17 protein-coding genes and 1 pseudogene are annotated in these 18,658 nt (G+C 74.7%); 15 read left to right on the forward strand and 3 right to left on the reverse strand.

Annotated features, from left to right (window positions below; genetic code table 11):
- The first annotated feature begins 112 nt into the window (after positions 1–112).
- On the forward strand, positions 113–430 hold the full coding sequence (locus tag AMK22_RS17145) for a cupin (protein ID WP_073785919.1): 318 nt from the start codon (positions 113–115) through the stop codon (positions 428–430).
- On the opposite strand, the gene AMK22_RS17150 is transcribed toward AMK22_RS17145, so the two are convergent.
- On the reverse strand, positions 420–1,694 hold the full coding sequence (locus tag AMK22_RS17150; RefSeq protein ID WP_079186206.1) for an MFS transporter: 1,275 nt from the start codon (positions 1,692–1,694) through the stop codon (positions 420–422). The genes AMK22_RS17145 and AMK22_RS17150 overlap by 11 nt on opposite strands.
- Positions 1,695–1,773: 79 nt before the next feature.
- Between AMK22_RS17150 and AMK22_RS17155 the strand changes: the two genes are divergently transcribed.
- The 7 genes and pseudogenes from AMK22_RS17155 (at position 1,774) to AMK22_RS17185 (ending at position 9,990) form a co-directional block, all read left to right on the forward strand.
- Positions 1,774–2,697 (forward strand): LysR family transcriptional regulator, encoded by a 924-nt coding sequence (locus tag AMK22_RS17155; RefSeq protein WP_073785921.1) that lies wholly within the window; start codon positions 1,774–1,776, stop codon positions 2,695–2,697.
- Between the two features lie 162 nt (positions 2,698–2,859).
- A complete protein-coding gene (locus tag AMK22_RS17160) occupies positions 2,860–3,744 on the forward strand; it encodes an ABC transporter substrate-binding protein (RefSeq protein WP_073785923.1) in 885 nt (294 codons plus the stop codon).
- Between the two features lie 91 nt (positions 3,745–3,835).
- Positions 3,836–4,813: a carbohydrate kinase family protein gene (locus tag AMK22_RS17165; RefSeq protein WP_073785925.1), complete on the forward strand. Its 978-nt coding sequence runs from the start codon at positions 3,836–3,838 to the stop codon at positions 4,811–4,813.
- A gap of 161 nt (positions 4,814–4,974) precedes the next feature.
- The gene (locus AMK22_RS17170; protein WP_079186207.1) at positions 4,975–6,276 is read left to right on the forward strand and encodes a beta-ketoacyl-[acyl-carrier-protein] synthase family protein; all 1,302 of its coding nucleotides are present in this window, start codon (positions 4,975–4,977) and stop codon (positions 6,274–6,276) included.
- Between the two features lie 25 nt (positions 6,277–6,301).
- Positions 6,302–8,403, forward strand: a pseudogene (locus AMK22_RS17175) (acyl-CoA dehydrogenase family protein).
- An 88-nt stretch (positions 8,404–8,491) separates the two neighbouring features.
- Positions 8,492–8,770, forward strand: a complete 279-nt coding sequence (locus AMK22_RS17180) for an acyl carrier protein (protein WP_073785927.1) — start codon at positions 8,492–8,494, stop codon at positions 8,768–8,770.
- Entirely contained in the window at positions 8,767–9,990 is a 1,224-nt protein-coding gene (locus AMK22_RS17185) for a beta-ketoacyl-[acyl-carrier-protein] synthase family protein (protein WP_073785928.1), read from the forward strand. The genes AMK22_RS17180 and AMK22_RS17185 overlap by 4 nt, the downstream gene beginning before the upstream one ends.
- Positions 9,991–10,245: 255 nt before the next feature.
- On the opposite strand, the gene AMK22_RS17190 is transcribed toward AMK22_RS17185, so the two are convergent.
- Positions 10,246–11,238 carry a PRC and DUF2382 domain-containing protein gene (locus AMK22_RS17190; RefSeq protein WP_073785930.1) on the reverse strand — a complete coding sequence of 331 codons (993 nt, stop codon included), beginning with the start codon at positions 11,236–11,238 and terminating at the stop codon, positions 10,246–10,248.
- Between the two features lie 348 nt (positions 11,239–11,586).
- Here AMK22_RS17190 and AMK22_RS17195 point away from each other — a divergent pair, with 348 nt between their 5' ends.
- Together AMK22_RS17195 and AMK22_RS17200 are read left to right on the forward strand one after the other, a co-directional pair.
- Entirely contained in the window at positions 11,587–12,381 is a 795-nt protein-coding gene (locus tag AMK22_RS17195; RefSeq protein WP_443333300.1) for an adenosylcobinamide amidohydrolase, read from the forward strand.
- Positions 12,359–13,369: an NAD(P)-dependent oxidoreductase gene (locus AMK22_RS17200; protein ID WP_079186208.1), complete on the forward strand. Its 1,011-nt coding sequence runs from the start codon at positions 12,359–12,361 to the stop codon at positions 13,367–13,369. The genes AMK22_RS17195 and AMK22_RS17200 overlap by 23 nt, the downstream gene beginning before the upstream one ends.
- Positions 13,370–13,515: 146 nt before the next feature.
- Here the strand turns inward: AMK22_RS17200 and AMK22_RS17205 are convergent, their stop codons facing one another.
- Positions 13,516–14,424, reverse strand: a complete 909-nt coding sequence (locus AMK22_RS17205) for an RNA polymerase sigma factor SigF (protein ID WP_073785932.1) — start codon at positions 14,422–14,424, stop codon at positions 13,516–13,518.
- 490 nt (positions 14,425–14,914) lie between these two features.
- Between AMK22_RS17205 and AMK22_RS17210 the strand changes: the two genes are divergently transcribed.
- The 5 genes from AMK22_RS17210 (at position 14,915) to AMK22_RS17230 (ending at position 18,481) form a co-directional block, all read left to right on the forward strand.
- On the forward strand, positions 14,915–15,640 hold the full coding sequence (locus AMK22_RS17210) for an HNH endonuclease family protein (protein ID WP_073785934.1): 726 nt from the start codon (positions 14,915–14,917) through the stop codon (positions 15,638–15,640).
- Positions 15,637–15,924: a hypothetical protein gene (locus AMK22_RS17215; RefSeq protein ID WP_073785936.1), complete on the forward strand. Its 288-nt coding sequence runs from the start codon at positions 15,637–15,639 to the stop codon at positions 15,922–15,924. The genes AMK22_RS17210 and AMK22_RS17215 overlap by 4 nt, the downstream gene beginning before the upstream one ends.
- A 271-nt stretch (positions 15,925–16,195) precedes the next feature.
- Positions 16,196–16,603: a hypothetical protein gene (locus tag AMK22_RS17220; RefSeq protein WP_143203570.1), complete on the forward strand. Its 408-nt coding sequence runs from the start codon at positions 16,196–16,198 to the stop codon at positions 16,601–16,603.
- Positions 16,604–16,727: 124 nt separating this feature from the next.
- On the forward strand, positions 16,728–17,645 hold the full coding sequence (locus AMK22_RS17225; RefSeq protein ID WP_073785940.1) for an NADP-dependent oxidoreductase: 918 nt from the start codon (positions 16,728–16,730) through the stop codon (positions 17,643–17,645).
- On the forward strand, positions 17,642–18,481 hold the full coding sequence (locus tag AMK22_RS17230) for a GNAT family N-acetyltransferase (RefSeq protein ID WP_079186209.1): 840 nt from the start codon (positions 17,642–17,644) through the stop codon (positions 18,479–18,481). Before AMK22_RS17225 ends, AMK22_RS17230 begins: the two co-directional genes overlap by 4 nt.
- The last annotated feature ends 177 nt before the right edge of the window (positions 18,482–18,658 follow it).

Consider the following 18,658-nt stretch of genomic DNA (forward strand, 5'->3'; position numbering starts at 1 on the left):
GGCCGTGGGCACCCCGCCGCAACGGCACGGCGGGACGCGGCACCGCGTGCACGGCGGGCGGGCGGGGACCCGCAGGATCGCGCGGGCCCAGGACCTGCGGCACAGTGGGCACATGGATGACCTGACTGCCCTCGCCGACGAGCACCTGGCCGCGGCCCGCGCCTCCGCGCACGGCCGCAGCGCCCACCGACTGCTGCATCAGGAGCCCCTGCGCCAGACCGTCATCGCCCTCACCGCCGGCACCGCCCTGGACGAGCACAACGCGCCCGCCGCGGCCTCCCTCCAGGTGCTCCGCGGCCGGGTGCGTCTCACCGCGGCCTCGGGGGACGTGGAGGTGGGAGCCGGAGGGCTCCAGCCCGTCCCGAGGGAGCGGCACGGGCTGGTGGCGCTGGAGGACGCCGTGGTGCTGCTGACCACCGTCAACGAGTGACGGCGCCGGGGACGGGACGCGCACCGCCGCCCGTCCTGACCCGCTCCAGCACCCACAGCACCAGGCTCGTCGCGGCCAGCAGTCCGCCGAGCAGGCAGACACCGCCCCAACCCGCCCGCGACCAGACCACCGAGGCGAGTGCGGAGCCGAGCGCGCCGCCCAGGAAGAACAGCGTCATGAATCCGGCGTTGATCCGGTTGCGGGCCTCCGGACGGAGCGCGTAGATCACGTTCTGGCAGCTGTTGAGCCCCGCCTGCTGGGCGATGTTGAGCGAGATCACCCCGACCGCCAGCCACGGCAGGGACGACTCCCCGGCCAGCAGCGGCAGCCACGAGACGGTGAGAAGGGCGCCCGCCGTCCCCGACACCGCCTGCACCCGGCCGCGGTCGCCCAGCCGGGCGGCGACGTTCATGCCCAGGACCCCGATCACCCCCAGCAGTCCGAACAGCCCGATGGCGGCCGCGTTCCAGTCGAACGGCGACCGGGTCAGCAGGAACGTCAGCGCCGTCAGCTGCACGCTGTACGAGGCCATCGAGAACGCGCCGATGGCCGCCCTCCAGCGCAGCAGCGGCTCCTGCCGCAGCAGCGCCAGGGTGGACCGCAGCAGACCGGTGTACGACATCGAGCCCGCCTCGCGCGAGCGCGGCAGCCGGGGCAGGCGCAGCTGCAGCAGCACCGCCATCACGGCCATGAGCAGGGCGTTCACCCAGTACGCGGTGCGCCAGCCGCCCAGCTCGGACAGGGCCCCGGAGGCCAGTCGGCCGAACAGGCCGCCCAGCAGCACCCCGGACATGACGACGCCGACGACCCTGCCGCGTTCCGCCGGAGCCGCGAGGGTTGCCGCGAAGGGAACCACGACCTGTGCCCCCACGGAGGTGAGCGCGACGAGCAGCGTCCCGGCGATCAGCAGCGGGCCGCCCGGGGCGGCGGCCGTCAGCAGCAGGAACAGGGCGGTGAGCGCGAACAGGGACACGGCGAGCCGCCGGCGTTCCAGCACGTCCCCGAGCGGCACGAGCAGGATCAGGCCCAGCGCGTACCCGGCCTGGGCCGCCGTCACGATCAGGCCCGCGGCGGTGGCGCCGATGTGCAGATCCCGCTGGATGACGTCGAGCAGCGGCTGCGCGAAGTAGTTCCCGGAGGCGGAGAGCCCGGCGGCCAGGGCCATCAGCGGCACCGAGCCGCGGGCGAGGGCGGGGAGACCGGCAGGGTCGGGGAGTGGGCGGGGGACGGCCCGGTTTCGGGCCCCCGCTGTGGAATGAGCCATGCGCCCAGCGTCGGGGTTCCTCCATCCATGAGTCCAACACATGTTTTTCATTTCATCGATCGTGATTCACGATGGATGGATGGAACTTCAGCAGATGCGGTACGTCCTCGCGGTGGCGGAACTGGGGAGCTTCACCCGCGCCGCCAAACAGTGCCTGGTCGTCCAGTCCGCTCTCAGCCACCAGATCGCCCGTCTGGAGAAGGAACTCGGTGCCCGGCTCTTCGACCGCACCAGCCGCCGGGTGCGGCTCACCCCGGCGGGCGAGGCGTTCCTGACGCACGCCGGACAGGCGCTGGAAGCGGCGGAACGGGCCCGGAGCGAGGTCGCCGCCGCGGTGGGGGAGGTCCGCGGCCGTCTCGCGGTCGGTGCCATCCCGACCATCGGCTCGGTCGACCTGCCGGCCGCGTTGCGGGCGTTCCGCCTCCGCCATCCGAAGGTGCGCGTCGTCCTGCGCGAGGGGGCCAGCAAGGATCTGGTCCAGGAGGTGCGGGACGGCGCGCTCGACGTGGCCTTCCTGGGGGTGCTGCCGAGCTACCGGCCCGCGGGCGTGAACGACCGGGAACTCGCCACCGGCGAACTGGTCGCCGTCGTCGCCCCGGCCCACCCCCTGGCGGGGGAGACCGAGGTGGGTCTGGACCGGCTGGCGCGCGAGACGTTCGTCGACCACCCCGCCGGTACCGCCGCCCGGGCGCAGTCGGACGAGGCCTTCGCGGCGATGGGTCTCACCCGGGAGGTGGCGTTCGAGGTCGGCAGCACCGACTTCATCGTCCGGCTGGTCCGCAGCGGGCTCGGCGTCGCCTTGCAACCGGCCGCCTTCGCCGAGCAACTGACCGGCGTGCACGTGCTGCGCGTCCGCGAGGCGCCCGCCCGCACGGAACGGCTCGTCTGGAGCCGCTTCCGTCCCACCCCCGCGGCCGCGGCGTTCCTGACCGGACTCGGTGTGGACCCGACGGCCGGGGCCGCCGGGAGCGCCGCTCCCGCCGACCGGGACGCACACAGTTGACGGACTGTCATGTTCGTTCGGGCAGAGGCTACTTCGCGCCAACCCTGCCGAACCGGCCGACGGCAGGGGATGTCGCACTCATTTGCTGGGCAGGTACGGGTGTACGACTCGTGGACGAATGGACGAAGCCGCCCCGGCGACCGGTGCCGCAGGGCGTGCGAGGTGAGGGAGCGGACCGTGTGGGAGTTCACCGACGACCGTGGACACGTGGCGACCGCGGCGCGGCGCCCGGCACGGGTGCTCGCCTATGTGCAGGCCGGAGCGACCCTGTGGGACCACGGGACACGCCCGGCCGCGATGTTCGGCTCCGACCACGACGATCCCGCCGCGCCGGACGAGGCGAAGACGGGATCGCTCCCGGTGGACACGGTCGCCTACGTCGGGGCGGGCAGCTCCCTGGACGCGGACACCCTGCTCGGCGGTGAGCCGGACCTCGTCGTGGCCGTCAGCTACGGCGGCGGACAGGTCTACGCCCTTGCCCCGGAGACCGCCAAGCACCTGGAGGAGCACGTCCCGGTCGTCGTCCTCGACGTGGGACGGGCGCGCTCCTTCGCGGAGGTCACCGAACGGTTCGCGGCACTCGCCCGGTCGCTCGGGGCCGAGGCGCCCACCACGGGGACGCGGGACCTGGAGACCGCCCGGGACCGGCTGCGCACGCTCTGCGCCGGGGCGGGCCGGCCCCGTGTCGTCGCGCTCTCCCCGGCCGGACAGGAGCAGACGCATCTGGCACGCCCCCGCATGTGGCCGGAACTGCGCGTGCTCGCCGAACTCGGCGTGGACCTGGTGGAACCGGCCGACGGGCCGGGCGCGAGCTGGTCGACGGTCGGCTGGGCCGGAGCGGCGGCGCTGCGCCCCGACATCGTCCTCGCCGACATCCGGGTCAACGCCACGCCGCTCGACGACCTGCGGACGAACGAGGAGTGGGCGGCGATCGAACGGGCCGCCCGAGTGGTCCCGTGGAACCCGGAGCCGGTCTGCGGCCCGCGGGCCCACGCGCGCTTCCTGGACCTCGTGGCGGACGCGGTGGAGGGCGCCACCGGCCGGTGACCGCGGCCGGGGCAGGATGGGACCCACCGCGACCGCACGCCGCGCCGTCCGCCGGGGCGCCGCGGCCCCGCACGCCAGGAGACCCCGCCCCATGCCCGACCCCCTCGACCTGCTCGTCATCGGCGAATGCGTCGCCGACATCGTCCGGCTGCCGGACGGGGACGTCCACGTCCACCCGGGCGGCAGCCCCGCCAACGTGGCCCACGGCCTGGCCCGGCTCGGGCACGCCGTCACCCTGCTCACACAACTGGGCCCGGACGACCGCGGGCGCCTGATCAGGAGTCATCTGACCGAGGCAGGGGTCGAGGTGCGCACGGACGGCAGCGCGGCCCCCACCCCGTCGGCCGTCGTGACCCTGGACCGCGAGGGCCGGGCCGCGTACGCCTTCGAGATCGCCTGGACGCTCGCCCCGGTCGCGCCGGAACGGCCGCCCCACCACGTCCACACCGGTTCGATCGCCACCGTGACCGACCCCGGCGCTGCCACCGTCCTCGCCGCCGTCGAGTCGCTGCGCACCTTTGCGACCGTCAGCTACGACCCCAACGTGCGGCCCGCACTGATGGGCGACCACGACGCCGCCGTCCGCAGGGTCGAGCACTGCGTCGCGCTGAGCGACGTGGTCAGGGCCAGCGACGAGGACCTGGAGTGGCTGTACCCCGGCGAGGAGCCGGAGACGGTCGCGCGGCGGTGGCTGGGCCGGGGGCCGGCCGTCGTCCTCGTCACCCGCGGCGGCGACGGCGCCCTGGCCGTCCTGCCCGGCGGGCGGGTCACGGTCGACGCGTTCGCCACCGACGTCGTCGACACCGTGGGGGCGGGCGACGCCTTCATGTCCGGCACCCTGCACGCCCTCGCCGCGCACGGGTTGCTCGGCCCGGACGGCAGGGAGCGGCTGCGCACGGCGGACCGGTCCACTGTCGCCGACGTCCTGCGCCACGCCGCCGCCTGCGCCGCCGTCACCGTGGCACGGGCCGGGGCCAACCCGCCGGACGCGGCCGAACTGCGGGCGGCGCTCGCCCGCGACCGGTCGCGGCGCCGCGACACCCCCGGGCCGGCCGTACGGCACCCGTGACGGGCGGCGCGACCCGGTACGGCGGACGGGTGAACGCGTCACCCGCGCATGGCCCGGACGGCCGAACCATGACCCGTTCGGCTCATTGAGCGCATCCTCCCCGGGGCTACGGCCGTTCGACAACCGGTAGGCGTGATCGATTGCGGAGGAGGGGGCGGAACATGGGGCGGGCCGACACGGGTGTCGCGGTGACCGGCGTGGGGATGGTGACTCCCGCGGGAGCGGACGAACGGACCTTCTGGGCGGGGCTGTGCGCCGGGGTGTCGCTGGCCCGGCGCTGTGAACAACTGGCCGGGCTGCCGGTCGACTTCGCCTGTCCGGTGGACGGGATCGACCTGGACGAGGCCGTCGGCGGGCGTTCGGTGTGGCGGATGGCGCGGTTCGTGAAGATGGCGCTGGTCGCCGCCCGCGCGGCGGTCGCCGACGCCGGGCTGTCACCGCGGCGGTGGGACGGCGGCCGGGTGGGCGTGGTGCTCGGGGTCGGTGTGGGCGGGGTGGCCGTGCTCACCGACAACGCGCGCAGGCTGGAGCACGACGGGCCGGAGGCGGTGTCGCCGCTCCTGGTCCCGATGATGATGCCCAACGCCGCCGCGGGGGAGGTCGCCATCGCGCTGCGGGCGCACGGCCCCAGCCTCGCCCCGGCCACGGCGTGCGCGTCCGGGGCGAGCGCGATCTCCCTGGCCCGCGACCTGCTGACGAGCGGTCGGTGCGACGTGGTGGTGGCGGGCGGCGCGGAGTCGGTGGTGACCCCGCTGGTGGTGAGCGCCTTCGCGGGCATGGGCGCGCTCTCGCTGCGGACCGCCGACCCGGCGGGGGCCTCGCGCCCGTTCGCCGCCGACCGGGACGGATTCGTGATCGGCGAGGGGGCCGCCGTACTGGTGCTGGAGCGCACGCGCGACGCGTACGCCCGCGGCCGGCGTCCGCGCGCCCTGCTGACCGGCACGGGATCCGGCACCGACGCGCACCACCCCACGGCCCCTTCCCCGGACGGGGCCGGTGCCCGCAGGGCGGTGGAGGCGGCGCTGCGCGAGGCCGGGTGGGCCGCCCACGAGGTCGACCACATCAACGCCCACGGCACGTCCACCCGTCTCAACGACGCGATGGAGGGCGGCCTGATCTCCGGCATGTTCCCGCACCGGCCGTCCGTGACCGCGCCGAAGGGCGTGCTCGGACACACCCTCGCGGCGGGAGGCGCGATCGAGGCGGTGGCCACCGTACTGACCCTGGAGCACGGCCTGGTGCCCCCGGTCGCCAACCTGGACTCGCCGCCCGACGGCTCCGACCTCGACTGTGTGGTCGAGGAGCCCCGGGCGCAGGACGTCGAGCGCGCACTCAGCCATTCCTTCGGCTTCGGCGGACACAACGTCGTGCTCGCCTTCCGGCGCGCCGACGAGGACCGTCCGCTGCCCCGGCGAGGGTGTCCCGACGCGGGGCGCGACGGCGTATCGGCCCCGGTGTCCTAGCCGTTGACTGAATCGTTGATGTCTCATGACCGCAACGATCGACAGCCCGTTCACCGAACGGTCCACGGAACTCCTCACCGCAGTGCTCCTCGGAGAGGACCACCACCGCGAACACGGTTTCTGGCGACGGCTGATCGCCACAGAACCGTTCCGGCGACCGGACCGCCCCACCACCGGGCAGCGTCTGCGCCTCGCGTACGACCGCCTGCGCGCGCTCAACGACGGCCTCGTCCACGGCCTCGACGACGACGTCGACGACGGCCTCGCCACCGGCCCCGACGGCGGCGCGCGGCTCGCCGCCGACCCGCGCGCCCTCGCGGCCCTGCACGAATGGCTCGGCCCGGTCGACCCGGCGCTCACGACCGTGGCCGGCATCCACTACAACCTCTTCCTCGGCAGTCTCCTCGACCACGACGGCCTCGGCCGCCACGACCTGTCGGACTTCCTCCGGCTGCGCAGCACCGGCACCTTCCTGTGCACGGAGGTGGCGCACGGCAACGACGCGGCGGCCATCGAGACCATCGCCCGCTACGACCGCGCCCGCGACGGGTTCGTGCTGCACACCCCGCACGCCGGAGCCCAGAAGTTCATGCCCAACACCAGTCCGGCGGGCGGCCCCAAGGCGGGGCTCGTGGCCGCCCGGCTGCTCGTCGACGGCGCCGATCACGGGGTCTTCCTCTTCCTCGTACCACTCACCGACGCCGAACGCCCCCTGCCCGGTGTCCGGGTGCGCAGGCTTCCCGCGCGCATGGGGAGCCCGGTGGACCACTGCCTGACCTCCTTCGACCGGGTCCTCGTGGGGCGTGACGCGCTGCTCGCCGGGGACCACGGGCGGATCGGCGACGACGGTGTGTTCAGCAGCGCGATCGGCAACCGCAGACGGCGCCTCCTCGCGTCGATCGGGAGGGTGACGGCCGGAAAGATCTCGATGAGCGCCTGTGCGGTCGGCTCGGCGCGGGCCACGCTCGCCGTCGCCGTCCGCTACGGCGGCCACCGCCACGTCTCCGGGCCCCGCGGCACGGGACAGGTGCCGGTGATGGCCCACCGCAGCCACCACGGGCCGCTCGTCCGCGCCATGGCCACCGTCTTCGCGATGAGTCTGCTGCACCGCAGGGCCCTGGACCACTGGGAGGCGGCACGGGGGGACGCGGCGGAGGCCTGCCGGGAGGACGCGGAGCGGCTGGTCGCCGTCGCCAAGGGGTGGATCACCTGGCAGGCCAGGTCGGTGATCGTGGAATGCCGCGAACGCTGCGGCGCGCAGGCGCTCCTGGAGAACAACGGCATGAGCGCGCTGCTCACGGGGGTGGAGGGTGCCATCACCGCGGAGGGCGACAATCTGGCGATCCACGCCAAGGCGGCCGCGGAGATGCTCCTGGCCGCGGAACCGGCCGGGCGCGCGGCCCCTTCCGGCGGCGAACCGGGCGAAATCGCCGATCCGCGGTTCCTCGTCGGGCTGCTGGCGGCCCTGGAGCGGATCTGGTTCGACCGCGCCGGGCGGCGCATGGGAAGCGCTCCGCACGGCGATCCGCTGGCGCGGTGGAACGCCGCCTCCGGGCCCGCGCTGCGAGGCGTCGAGGCCCACGCCGGCCGACAGGCGGCCGAGGCGTTCACGGACGCGGTGCAGCGACTGCCGCACGGCCGCGCCCGCGAACAACTCACATGGCTGCAACGGCTGTTCGCGCTGGACCGGATCGCCCTCGGCAGTGGCGACCTGCTGGCCTTCGGGTATATGACACCTCGTCAGGTCGATGAACTGCCGGACGCGACGGACCGGTTGATCGCCGCCCTCGTCGACCGGCTCCCCGAACTCGCCGACGCCTTCGCCCTGCCTGCCGAACTCCTCGCGGACTGGCCCATCGCCGGGGACGGCTACATCGACGCCTACGACGACCCGGCGGCCGCCTGGCACCGGAACGGAGGAGGGGACCCGGCCACGGTCGCGGACGAGCGGCGGGAGCGGTGAACGACACGGGGACCACCGGCCGCGGCCATCGGGTCAGGGAGGCGGCCGGTGTCCTCGTGGTCCGTGTCGTGCTGCTGTTCTTCTGGGCGACGCCGGCCGTTCTGGTCCGCTGGCACGTGTCGCCGCCGACCGGCCCTGCCGAATCGGTTCGCCATAAGGCGTAACTGGATCGACGTCACTCAGTTGATCCGGCGTCGGGACGATGTCGTCCCACTGCGCCGACAGTCGTACCGAATGATGGAGAGGAAGCCCATGAGTACGATTCATCCGCGGATCACCGAGGTCCTGACCCATACCTTCAAGGTGCCGCCCTGCGAGATCCACCCGGATTCCACGATGGACAGCCTGGAGATGGACTCCCTCGCCGTCGCCGAGTTCGCCGTCCTGCTCAGGGAGACGACGGGTGGCGAAACGGACCTGGACAGGATCCCCAAGGACGCCACGCTGGCCGAGATCTCGCGCTTCATCGACCCGCCGCGCGGCTGCGCGACGCCGGCCCGCCCCGAGGCACACCTGAGCAACGCCCGATGAACAAGCCGGACATCGCCGTCACGGGCCTGGGAATGATCACCCCGGTCGGCAACGACACGGAATCCACCTGGAAGGGCGTGTGCGCCGGAGTCTCGCCGGTGCGCACCGTCCCGGAACTCGACGGCTGCGCGATCGACTTCGCCTGCACGGTCGACGGGATCGACCTCGACGCCGCGATCGGCGGCCGTACGTCCTTCCGGATGGGGAAGTACGTCAAGCTCGCCGTCGTCGCGGCCCGGGAGGCCGTCGCCGACTCCGGACTGGACCCGCAGCGGTGGGAGGGCGACCGGGTGGCGGTCGTCGTCGGCACCAGCAGCGGGGGTTCCGCGGCACTGACCGAGCAGGCCGTGGTGCTCGACCGGCACGGGCCCGACGCCACGTCGCCCTCGGGGATCCTGCTCACCATCCCGAACATGCCCGCGGCCGAGATCGCGATCCAGTTCCGGGCCACCGGTCCCAGCCTGGCACCGTGCACCGCCTGCTCGTCCGGGGCCACCGCCCTGTCCGTCGCCCGCGACCTGCTGGCCACCGGGCAGTGCGACGTCGCGATCGCCGGGGCCACCGAGTCGATCGTCTACCCGGTCGCCATGACCGGATTCGCCCGGTCCGGTGCCGCGGCCCGGGCGGTCGGCGACCCGGCCCGGCTGTGCCGTCCCTTCGCGGCCGACCGGGCCGGACTGGTCATGGGCGAGGGCGCCGCCGTCATGGTGCTGGAACGCGCGGACGACGCGGCGGCCCGGGGCGCCGCGCCGAGGGCCCTGCTCGCCGGCACCGGTGCCACCACCGACGCCCACCACCCCACCAGCCCGCATCCGTCCGGCGCGGTGGCCCAGGCCGCCGTCGAGGCCGCGCTGCGGGACGCGGGCTGGGCGCCCGACGACGTCGACCACGTCAACGCGCACGGCACGGCCACACCGAGCAACGACGCCACCGAGGCCGCCCTCATCGGCCGGGTCTACCCGCACCGGCCGCCGGTCACCGCGCCGAAGGGCGTACTCGGCCACTGCATGGGGGCGGCCGGGGCGATCGAGGCCGGGCTGACCGTCCTGACGCTCCAGCGCGGCGTCGTGCCCCCGATCGCCAACCTGGACGCCCCGGCGCCCGAGTTCGACATCAACTGCGTCGTCGGGCAGCCGCTGCGGCGGCCCGTCCGGCGGGCCGTGAGCCACTCCTTCGGTTTCGGCGGGCACAATGCCGTGCTCGCCCTCCAGCGGCCGTAGACCGCGGCCGACACCACCGTGGCCGACCGTGCGGCGGCGCACACCGGGGCCGGGGCGTGCCGGACCCGGCCACGACCACCCGGCCACCACCCCGGTGCCCGGCACCGGCGCGGATCCGCCCGTGCCGGTCACCTCACGCTCCGGCCCCGCGGGGCGGCAGTCCCCGGACGCGGAAGGAGCGGACCCGTGACACGCCCGGGTCCGCACCCCTCGCTCCCCGTCCCCCGGCACGGCGGCCGGGTGCGCCGGACCGGCTCAGCGGTGACGTCCCCGGCCGGGCTCGCCGCCGGGGCCCTCGCGGCCGATGTTCTCGCCGCCCGTGTAGTCGATCTGTTCCTTGCGGAGTTCGGCGGAGATCTCCTTCTGCTCGGTCACCCGCTCGGTCTCCAGGCGCACCCGCTCGACGGGCACGGTCTCCTTGCGCGTGGTGGCGCGCTCGGCGTGCAGGGTGACCTCGACGTCCTGCTCGCGGATGTTCGTGGGTCCCGTCGTCCTCTCGCCGGGCTGCAGCGGCTCGCGGACCACCCGTACCTCTTCGTGCGTCAGCGGCACCGTCCTGGTGACGTTCTCCGTGACGACGTACTTGTGCAGGTGGGCCCTGCCGCTCTCGTACTCCTCGGTGCTGACGCGCAACTGCTCCTCGGAGCGGATCAACTCCTCCTTGCCGCGGAGTTCGGCGGACCGCTCGGTGCCCGCTCCGGCGCCGACCAGCGGTCGGTCGGCCGTTCCGGCGTCACGGCGCCTGCCCGTGCCCGCTCCGGCCCCGGCCATGCCGGGCGTGCGCGGCGTGGTGCGGGAGGTGTCCGTGCCCGGGGCGGAGGTGCCGGGCGTGGCCGCTGTCCCGCGCCCGGTTCCGGCCGCGCCCATGGCCCCGGTCCCGGTCGTGGTTCCGGTGCCCGCCGGGCCGCCGAGCCTGCCCGTGGTGTTCCTGGCGAGGCCGTAGTGACGGTAGAGCTCCTCCTCCTCCGCCACGGACAGATGCGCGTCCGCGTCCACCCGCGGGGCTTCCTTGACGCGGTCCTTCGGATGTGAAATGTGCAGGTCGGAGCCCACGCGGCGGGCTCCGGCAAGGGGCACGAAACTCTCCTTCATACCGAACAGGCCGGTTTTCACCGTGATCCAGTCCGGGCGGCCCGTGTTGTCGTCGACATACACCCGTCCCACACTGCCGACCTTCTCGCCCGCGGTGTCGTACACCGTCAGACCGTCGAGTTCTCCGGAATCCGTGAATCCGTCAGCGGCTCCCATGACCGATTCCTCCTCACCCGGGCGCGTCCTGTGGCTGGGTCCATCAGGGGAGGCGCGTCCGATTCCCATCGCGCCTCACCCGGATGGACGCTGCAACCGCCCGGTCCCCGGAGGCCGGCCGCCGCACGCGTGCGGCGTCGGCGGTTGCGGCGTGGCACGGCGATGGGCGGGCCGCACCTTCGTTAGGCCAATCGGGTGAGGGTGGCTTCCGGCGGGTCCCACGGCGTGGCGCACCGGCGCGCTGCGGCGATGCGGCACGGGCCGGGCCCGGGGACGCCACGGGCCCGGCCCGTATGATCGTCCGGCCGTCCGTCGGCCTCGTTCCGCCGTACCACTCGGGGGTGTCCCATCAGTTCCGTACGCATCCGGCTGCCCCAGCAGCGCGGTGAGCTGCTCGCCCGACGCGAGGACGGGCTGGACTTCCACCACCTGGTGTGGCGGCTGGGGCCGGGGTGGCGGGTGTGCAGCAGCGCCGTGCTCGGCGGAGGCATCGGCCCGCGCGCGTGGATACTCAACGCCCAGGTCCCCGGCGGCTACCCGCGCATGGACCCGGACCGCCACCTCGCCGAGATCGCTGCCGCGGAGCGCCTCACCGGGCCCGGGGCGGGTCTGATGACGGCGGCCGACGTCACCGCGTACGCCCTCGCCACCGACGAGGGAGTGACGGCCACCGCCACCTGCGGCCTCGGCGTGCGCGGCTGGGCCGCGGCCCCCGCCCGGGAGACCGGTGCCGCCGACGGGGACACCGGGGGACCGCCGCGGCCGGGCACGGTCAACATCGTGGTCACCCTGCCGGTGGCGCTCTCCGACGCGGCACTCGTCAACGCGGTCGCCACGGCCACCGAGGCCAAGGTGCAGGCGCTCCTGGACGCGGGACTCGACTGCTCGGGCACCCCCACCGACGCCGTCTGCGTCGCCGCGCCCTGCCCGGGAAGCACCCCGGGCGAACCCTTCGCGGGACCGCGTTCCCGCTGGGGCGCGCGACTCGCCAGGGCCGTGCACGTGGCCGTCCGCGAAGGCGCGCTCCGGCAATCCTGGGGGTCCACCGTGCCGCGGGCCGATCGGAGCGCGACGGACGAACCCACTCCGAACGCGGCAGACGAAAGGGAGTGCCCTCCTCATGCCCCCGAACACCCCCGCTGACCCCGGCGCCACCGGGGCCGGTGCCGCCGCGCCCGATGCCACCGCTGCCGCGAACACCACCCGGTCCGCAGCCGGGCCCGATGCCGCGGCGCGGCCCGCCCCCACGCTCCGCGTGGCCGTCCTGGGCACCGGGATCATGGGCTCCGCCATGGCCCGGAGCCTGCTCCGGGCAGGTCTCGACGTCCATGCCTGGAACCGCACGCGGGCCAGGGCGGTCCCGCTCGCCGCCGACGGCGCCACGGTCGCAGAGACGGCGGCGGACGCCGTGCGCGGCGCGGACGTCGTCCTCACCATGCTGGTCGACGGCCCCTCGGTCGCCGCGGCACTCGCCGCCGCCGCGCCGGGGCTGAGCCCCGGCCAGGTGCTGCTCCAGAGCTCGACCGTGGGACCGGACGCCGCCGTCGAGCTGTCCCGCGTCGCGGCGGACCTGGGACTCGTCCACCTCGACGCACCGGTCTCCGGCACCAGGGAGCCCGCCGAGCGGGGCGCGTTGACGGTCCTCGTCTCCGGTCCGTCCACCGTCCGGCCTACGGTGGAGCCCGTGCTCGACGCGATCGGGCGGCGCACGGTCTGGATCGACGAGGAGCCCGGCTCGGCCTCGCGCCTGAAGCTCGTGCTCAACACCTGGGTCATCACGATGGTCAACAACATCGCGGAATGCCTCGAACTGGCGGAGGGTCTCGGGGTCGATCCGCGGACCTTCCTCGACACGGTCAAGGGCGGCCCGCTGGACTCCGTCTACCTCCAGGACAAGTCCGCGGCCGTGCTCTCCGGCGACCTCACCCCCGGCTTCGCCCTGTCCACCGCGCTGAAGGACGCCCGGCTGATCCTGGACGCGGCGGGAAGTTCGGGGGTGCGGCTGGATCTGCTCGCCGCGTCGGCCGACCGCTTCGCGCGTGCCGAGGCGGCCGGACACGGCGGCGAGGACATGATCGCCACGTACTACGGGGGACGGACCCCGGAGAACGGCACCGACGGCCCGGCGTAGGACCCCGGCGCGAAGAACGCGGAAGCCGTCGGCGCGAGGGGCATGGAAGGAGCGCGGAGGGGCGGCGAGGAGGACACGGGGGAGGACGCCGGGTACGGTCCCCGGAGGCACGCGGGCCGCGGCCGGCGTTCCTTTGCGTCGTCGGGTCACTCCTCCACGCACATCCCGCTGCGCAGTTTCCGCAGAATCCGGCTGATCAGCCGTGACACGTGCATCTGCGAGACGCCGAGCTCCGCCCCGATCTGGGACTGCGTCATCTCCTGGCCGAAACGCATGTCGACGATGCGGCGCTCGCGGTCGTCGAGGCCGCCCAGCAGCGGCGCGAGCGCGTGCAGGTTCTCCACCGTCTCGATGGCGGGATCGGGGCCGCCCAGGACATCGGCGAAAGTGCGTCCCGGACCGCGGTGCCGGCGCGTGCCCACCGGTTCGGCCGGCATGTCCAGCGAACCCGCCGTGTACCCGTTGGCCGCCACGAGCCCCTCGCCGACCTCGTCCTCGCCCAGCCCCAGCCGTTCGGCGAGCTCGCGGACGGTGGGTTCGCGATCGAGTTCCGCGGCCAGCGACTCCGTGGCCCTGGCGATGCCGGCCCGCAGCTCCTGGAGTCGGCGCGGCACATGGACGGCCCAGCCGGTGTCGCGGAAGAAGCGCTTGATCTCCCCGGTGATGTAGGGGACCGCGAAGGAGGTGAACTCGACCTCCCGGGAGAGGTCGAAGCGGTCGATGGCCTTGATGAGCCCGATCGTGCCGACCTGGACGACGTCCTCCATGTCGCCGCCGCCCCGGTTCCGGAACCGCCCCGAGGCGAACCGGACGAGGGAGAGGTTCATCTCGATGAGGGTGTTGCGCGCGTACTGATGGGCCGGGGTGCCCTCCTCCAGGTCCCGGAGGCGGTCGAAGAACAGCCGGGACAGTTCCCGCGCGTCCGACGGGGCGAGCCTGCCCGCGTTCTCGATCCACGGCAGCTCGCCGTCGTCGGCGGCGCTCTGCGGGCCGCTCTCGATCCTCCCGGCTCCCGCACCGTCCGTACGGCCGGTCCGCGCGGTGTGCGCCGTCATCTCGTCACACTCCCCTGGTCGTAGGTGAGGTGTGAGCGCCTGCCCCCGAAAGCGGGCGCTCATGCGGAGGAGCGGCGGCCGGGCGGCGGGAGCGGCGGTCAATGGCCGGGAACCGTCGTGACGGCCGGTCAGGAGCACGGGGGCGGACCGCGCCACGCGCGGGCGCCGTCGGCCGCGCCGGGCACCGGAACCGCCCCACCGGTACGGGGGAGCCCGGTGGGGCGGCCGTCTCCAGACTGCCACAGCCGACGGCCCGCCGGGGCCGATCTCCGTACATTCGCTGGTAGTTGAGTCGAAATCGACGGTGGCCGAACCCCGCCCGCCGGTTCGGGGCCCGGTCGCGCGGACGGCCGTAACGGGGGTGCCGCCGGAGAACCGGAATAATCCGTTCGAGTGGCCGGGAGTTGCGCGAGCCGACCGGCGTGCCGGAGCCGATAGGGTGTGCAGGAACGTTTCTTGGCTGCGAGTTCTCGAGGGGTGCGTCCAGGTCATGGTGGGTCAGCGGCGTTGGTGGGGGCGGGGCTTGGCGACCGTGGCCGTTCTCGCGGTGGCAGGGTGCTCGTTGGTCGACGAGGCGACGTCACCCGCCACGACGGACGGCAAGCCGGCCGCCACGGCCTCGACCGGTTCGGGCGGTGGCCGGGCCGACGGGCCCGCCTCGACCCTGCCGGGCGTGCCGACCGCCGAGCGGGCGCGGCAGGACCTGGCAGGACTGAAGGTGGCCGCACACGGCTCGATGTCCGGCTACAGCCGCTCCAAGTTCCCCCACTGGGCCTCGCAGGGCGAGTCCTGCGACACCCGGGAGACGGTGCTGGGGCGTGACGGGACCGGTGTCGAACGGGACGACAAGTGCCGGGCGGTGTCCGGGAAGTGGGTCAGCGTCTACGACGACGAGACGTTCACCAACGCCTCGGACCTGGACATCGACCACATGGTGCCGCTGGCCAACGCCTGGCGCTCCGGGGCCCATGCCTGGACGCAGGACCGGCGCAAGGCGTTCGCGAACGATCTGACCCACCCGCAGCTGCTGGCCGTCTCGGCGGCCTCCAACCGCTCCAAGGGCGACCAGGGGCCGGACGCGTGGCAGCCGCCGTCCAAGACGTACTGGTGCACCTACGCCCGCTCCTGGGTCTCGGTGAAGGCGACGTACGAGCTGTCGGTGACCGCGGCGGAGAAGGACAGGCTGGGCGAGATGCTGGACACCTGCGGCTCATGAACGCGCACGAACCGGCACGCCCGGGGCGGCTCGTGGACGATGTCGTGGCGGGCCCCGGCGGGGCGATGACCGACGAGGTCGGTGTCATCACCGGGGAGTTGACCGTCGCGACCGTCCCACGGCCCGACGGGCGCGCCGACATCGCCGTCCAGTACACCGAGGCCGACGAGTGGTACACCCTCACCGGCAGTCCCGTGCCGCTGCCGCCCGAGGGACCGGAAGCCCTGCACCGGGACGTCCTCGCCCGGATCCGCCAGGGGGGCGGCGCGCGGGCCACGCCCTGAACCGGCCGTCCGCCGGCCGGCATCGGCCCACGGTTCCCGCCGATCCTCCGGCTCCTTCGCCGGGCGGCGGGGACGGCTCTCCCGTGCGATCGGCCGCGGCCCGCCGGGGCGGCCGCCGTGCCCGGACGCGCCACGAGGCGCGGAGATGCCCAGGGGGAGAGGACATGGCCGCCGACACGCGTCCCGGCACGACCGACCGTGCGGGCGCGGAATTCGGCGCCGCCGGGGCGAGGAATCCCAAGGGCGCGGCGGACCCGGAGTGCTCCGCCGCGTGATCCGGCGAGCGCGGCCGCGCGCACGAGGCGGTGACCGACGCGCCGACGGTGGGGGAGGAGGAGCGGCGGGCGGCGGTCGTGCACCGCTCGACGGCGCACCTGTTGCCGGACACCGGCGCCGGATCGCCGGTCCGTCGATCGCCGCGCCGCACGGCCGTACCGTCGCCGTCGTCGGCGGCGACGACGGGACCGTCCGCGTACGGGATCTGCGAACGCCCCGTCGGATCGGCGGGCCGACGCACTTCGCGTACCGGGCGCACACCCCGGCCCCGGTCGCCGACGGCGTTCCGCTCATCGGCTTCGGCGACGAACCCGCACTGCTCGTTGCCCGCCCCGCCGGACGCCGACCGATGCCGGAACGCCGCGGTCCGGACAGGGGCCTCCCGATCGTTGCGCCCTCGTGAACATTCGCCCGGTCCGGGAATACGGGCGCCGGGAACGGCCTTCCCGCTGCTGGGGCGAGCGGTGGCCGGGCCGGCCGGGAGCACCGCGGACCCGTGACCACCAGGAGCAGGAGAGAGGGAACCCATGCCCAAGGCTTACGTGTTCACCCGTAACGGCGGTCCGGAGGTGGAGGCACTGGTCGACCGGGACGTGCCCGTACCCGGTCCCGGTGAGCTGCTCGTCGCCGTCCGGGCGGCCGGGGTCAACCCGGTCGACTGGAAGCTGCGCACGGGCTACGTGAGGCCCGGCAGCGAGCGGCAGCCGTTCCCCACCGTGCTCGGCAGCGAGGCGGCCGGAGTCGTGGAGGGCGTGGGGCCGGGCGTCGAGGGGTTCGCAGTCGGTGACGAGGTCTTCGGCAACCCGGTGACCGGCGGGTACGCCGAGTACACCGTCCTGCCCGTCGCCGTGACCGCGCACAAGCCGGCCGCGCTGTCGTTCACCGACGCGGCCGTGCTGCCCGTCGCGGCGGCCACCGCCTACGACGGCGTGCGCCAGATCGGTCCGGCCCCCGGCTCGACGCTGCTGGTCACCGGGGCCGGGGGCGGCGTCGGATCGGCCGCCGTACAGCTCGCCCGGCACGCGGGTGCCCGGGTGATCGGCACCGCGAGCGCGGACAAGAAGGACTACGTCGAATCGCTCGGCGCGGTGCACGTCGAGTCCGGCGACGGGATCGCCGACCGGGTACGGGCCGCGGCCCCGGACGGCATCGACGCGATCTTCGACCTGGTCGGCGGCGACACCCTGCGGGCCGTGGCGCCGCTGGTCGACCCGGCCCGGCTGGTCAGCGCCGGGGACAAGCCGCTGGCGGCGGAACTGGGCGGGGCGGCCGTCGCCCGGGCCCGCGACGCGGTGGTCCTCGAGGCGGTGGGGGACCTCGTCGTGCGCGGAGTGCTGCGCACCCACGTGACCCGGACGTTCCCGCTCGCCGAGGCCGGGGCGGCCCTGCGCGCGGTGGAGAGCGGACACACCCGCGGCAAGATCGTGATCGAGGTGGTCGGGTGACCGCCCCCGACGCCACGCACCCGCTGGACCGTCCGGTGCACGCCGCGCTGACCGGTCCGCACGCCTCCTTCGCCGAACGGCGCGGCCGTGTTCTGCGCTACCCGGCGGACGTGGCCGCCTGGTGCGCACTGCCGCAGGCGCCGGAGGCGGAGGACTGGGCGGACGCCGCGGCCCTCGCCGGACCCGGCGGGGTCGTGTCCCTCATGGCCTTCCGCGAGCCGCCGCCCGAGGACTGGGAGGTCGTCTTCCACGCCGAGGGCGTCCAGCTCGTCGACGCGGGCGTGGAGGCCGCGCCGTTCCCCGAGGCCGTACGGCTCGGGCCCGCCGACGTACCCGAGATGCTCGACCTGGTCGCCCGCACCCGCCCGGGACCCTTCCTGCCCCGCACGGTGGAGCTCGGCAGCTACCTCGGGGTGCGGCGCGACGGGGTGCTCGTCGCCATGGCGGGAGAACGCCTGCGTCCGCCCGGCTGGAGCGAGATCAGCGGCGTGTGCACGGACGAGTCCGTACGGGGCCAGGGGCTCGGGGGCAGGCTCGTCCGGGCCGTCGCCCACGAGATCGCACGACGCGGCGAGACGCCGTTCCTGCACGCCGCCGCCTCCAACACCGGGGCCGTCCGCCTGTACGAGTCGCTGGGATTCGTGCTGCGCCGCCGCACGTCGTTCCTGGCGGCGCTCGTGCCGGGGCACCCGCCGACGCGCCTGCCGGACCCCGACGGCGCCCGCGCGGGCGGTGGGCGCGGCGCCGTCCGCGAGAGGTCCTCGACGCCCTCCGCGGCGATCTGGAGAACTTCTCCGAGGGCGTCCGCCGCGACGACATCGCCGTGCTCGCGCTGAGCCGTACACCGGCCGGAAGGCGGCACCGCCCGCCGCCCGCGGGACAGGGCGCCCGGCGGGCGGCGGAGACCTTCGGCGCGCCGGGGGCGTAGCCGCCGCTCGCGCGGACCCGGATCGCTCCTGCGGCCGGCGAACAACCGGCGTCGGCAGGAGGCGGAATCGGTGATCCGATGTCCC

Source organism: Streptomyces sp. CB01580, assembly GCF_001905795.1.
Classification (GTDB): Bacteria; Actinomycetota; Actinomycetes; order Streptomycetales; family Streptomycetaceae; genus Streptomyces.

Excerpts from the sequence above, each read along its gene's own strand:
- AMK22_RS17170 (WP_079186207.1), top strand. The coding sequence starts at position 4,975 with ATGGGGCGGGCCGACACGGGTGTCGCGGTGACCGGCGTGGGGATGGTG.
- AMK22_RS17190 (WP_073785930.1), bottom strand. The coding sequence starts at position 11,238 with ATGGGAGCCGCTGACGGATTCACGGATTCCGGAGAACTCGACGGTCTG.
- AMK22_RS17155 (WP_073785921.1), top strand. The coding sequence starts at position 1,774 with ATGGAACTTCAGCAGATGCGGTACGTCCTCGCGGTGGCGGAACTGGGG.
- AMK22_RS17185 (WP_073785928.1), top strand. The coding sequence starts at position 8,767 with ATGAACAAGCCGGACATCGCCGTCACGGGCCTGGGAATGATCACCCCG.
- AMK22_RS17215 (WP_073785936.1), top strand. The coding sequence starts at position 15,637 with ATGAACGCGCACGAACCGGCACGCCCGGGGCGGCTCGTGGACGATGTC.
- AMK22_RS17225 (WP_073785940.1), top strand. The coding sequence starts at position 16,728 with ATGCCCAAGGCTTACGTGTTCACCCGTAACGGCGGTCCGGAGGTGGAG.
- AMK22_RS17210 (WP_073785934.1), top strand. The coding sequence starts at position 14,915 with ATGGTGGGTCAGCGGCGTTGGTGGGGGCGGGGCTTGGCGACCGTGGCC.
- AMK22_RS17145 (WP_073785919.1), top strand. The coding sequence starts at position 113 with ATGGATGACCTGACTGCCCTCGCCGACGAGCACCTGGCCGCGGCCCGC.
- AMK22_RS17150 (WP_079186206.1), bottom strand. The coding sequence starts at position 1,694 with ATGGCTCATTCCACAGCGGGGGCCCGAAACCGGGCCGTCCCCCGCCCA.
- AMK22_RS17165 (WP_073785925.1), top strand. The coding sequence starts at position 3,836 with ATGCCCGACCCCCTCGACCTGCTCGTCATCGGCGAATGCGTCGCCGAC.
- AMK22_RS17180 (WP_073785927.1), top strand. The coding sequence starts at position 8,492 with ATGAGTACGATTCATCCGCGGATCACCGAGGTCCTGACCCATACCTTC.
- AMK22_RS17205 (WP_073785932.1), bottom strand. The coding sequence starts at position 14,424 with ATGACGGCGCACACCGCGCGGACCGGCCGTACGGACGGTGCGGGAGCC.
- AMK22_RS17200 (WP_079186208.1), top strand. The coding sequence starts at position 12,359 with ATGCCCCCGAACACCCCCGCTGACCCCGGCGCCACCGGGGCCGGTGCC.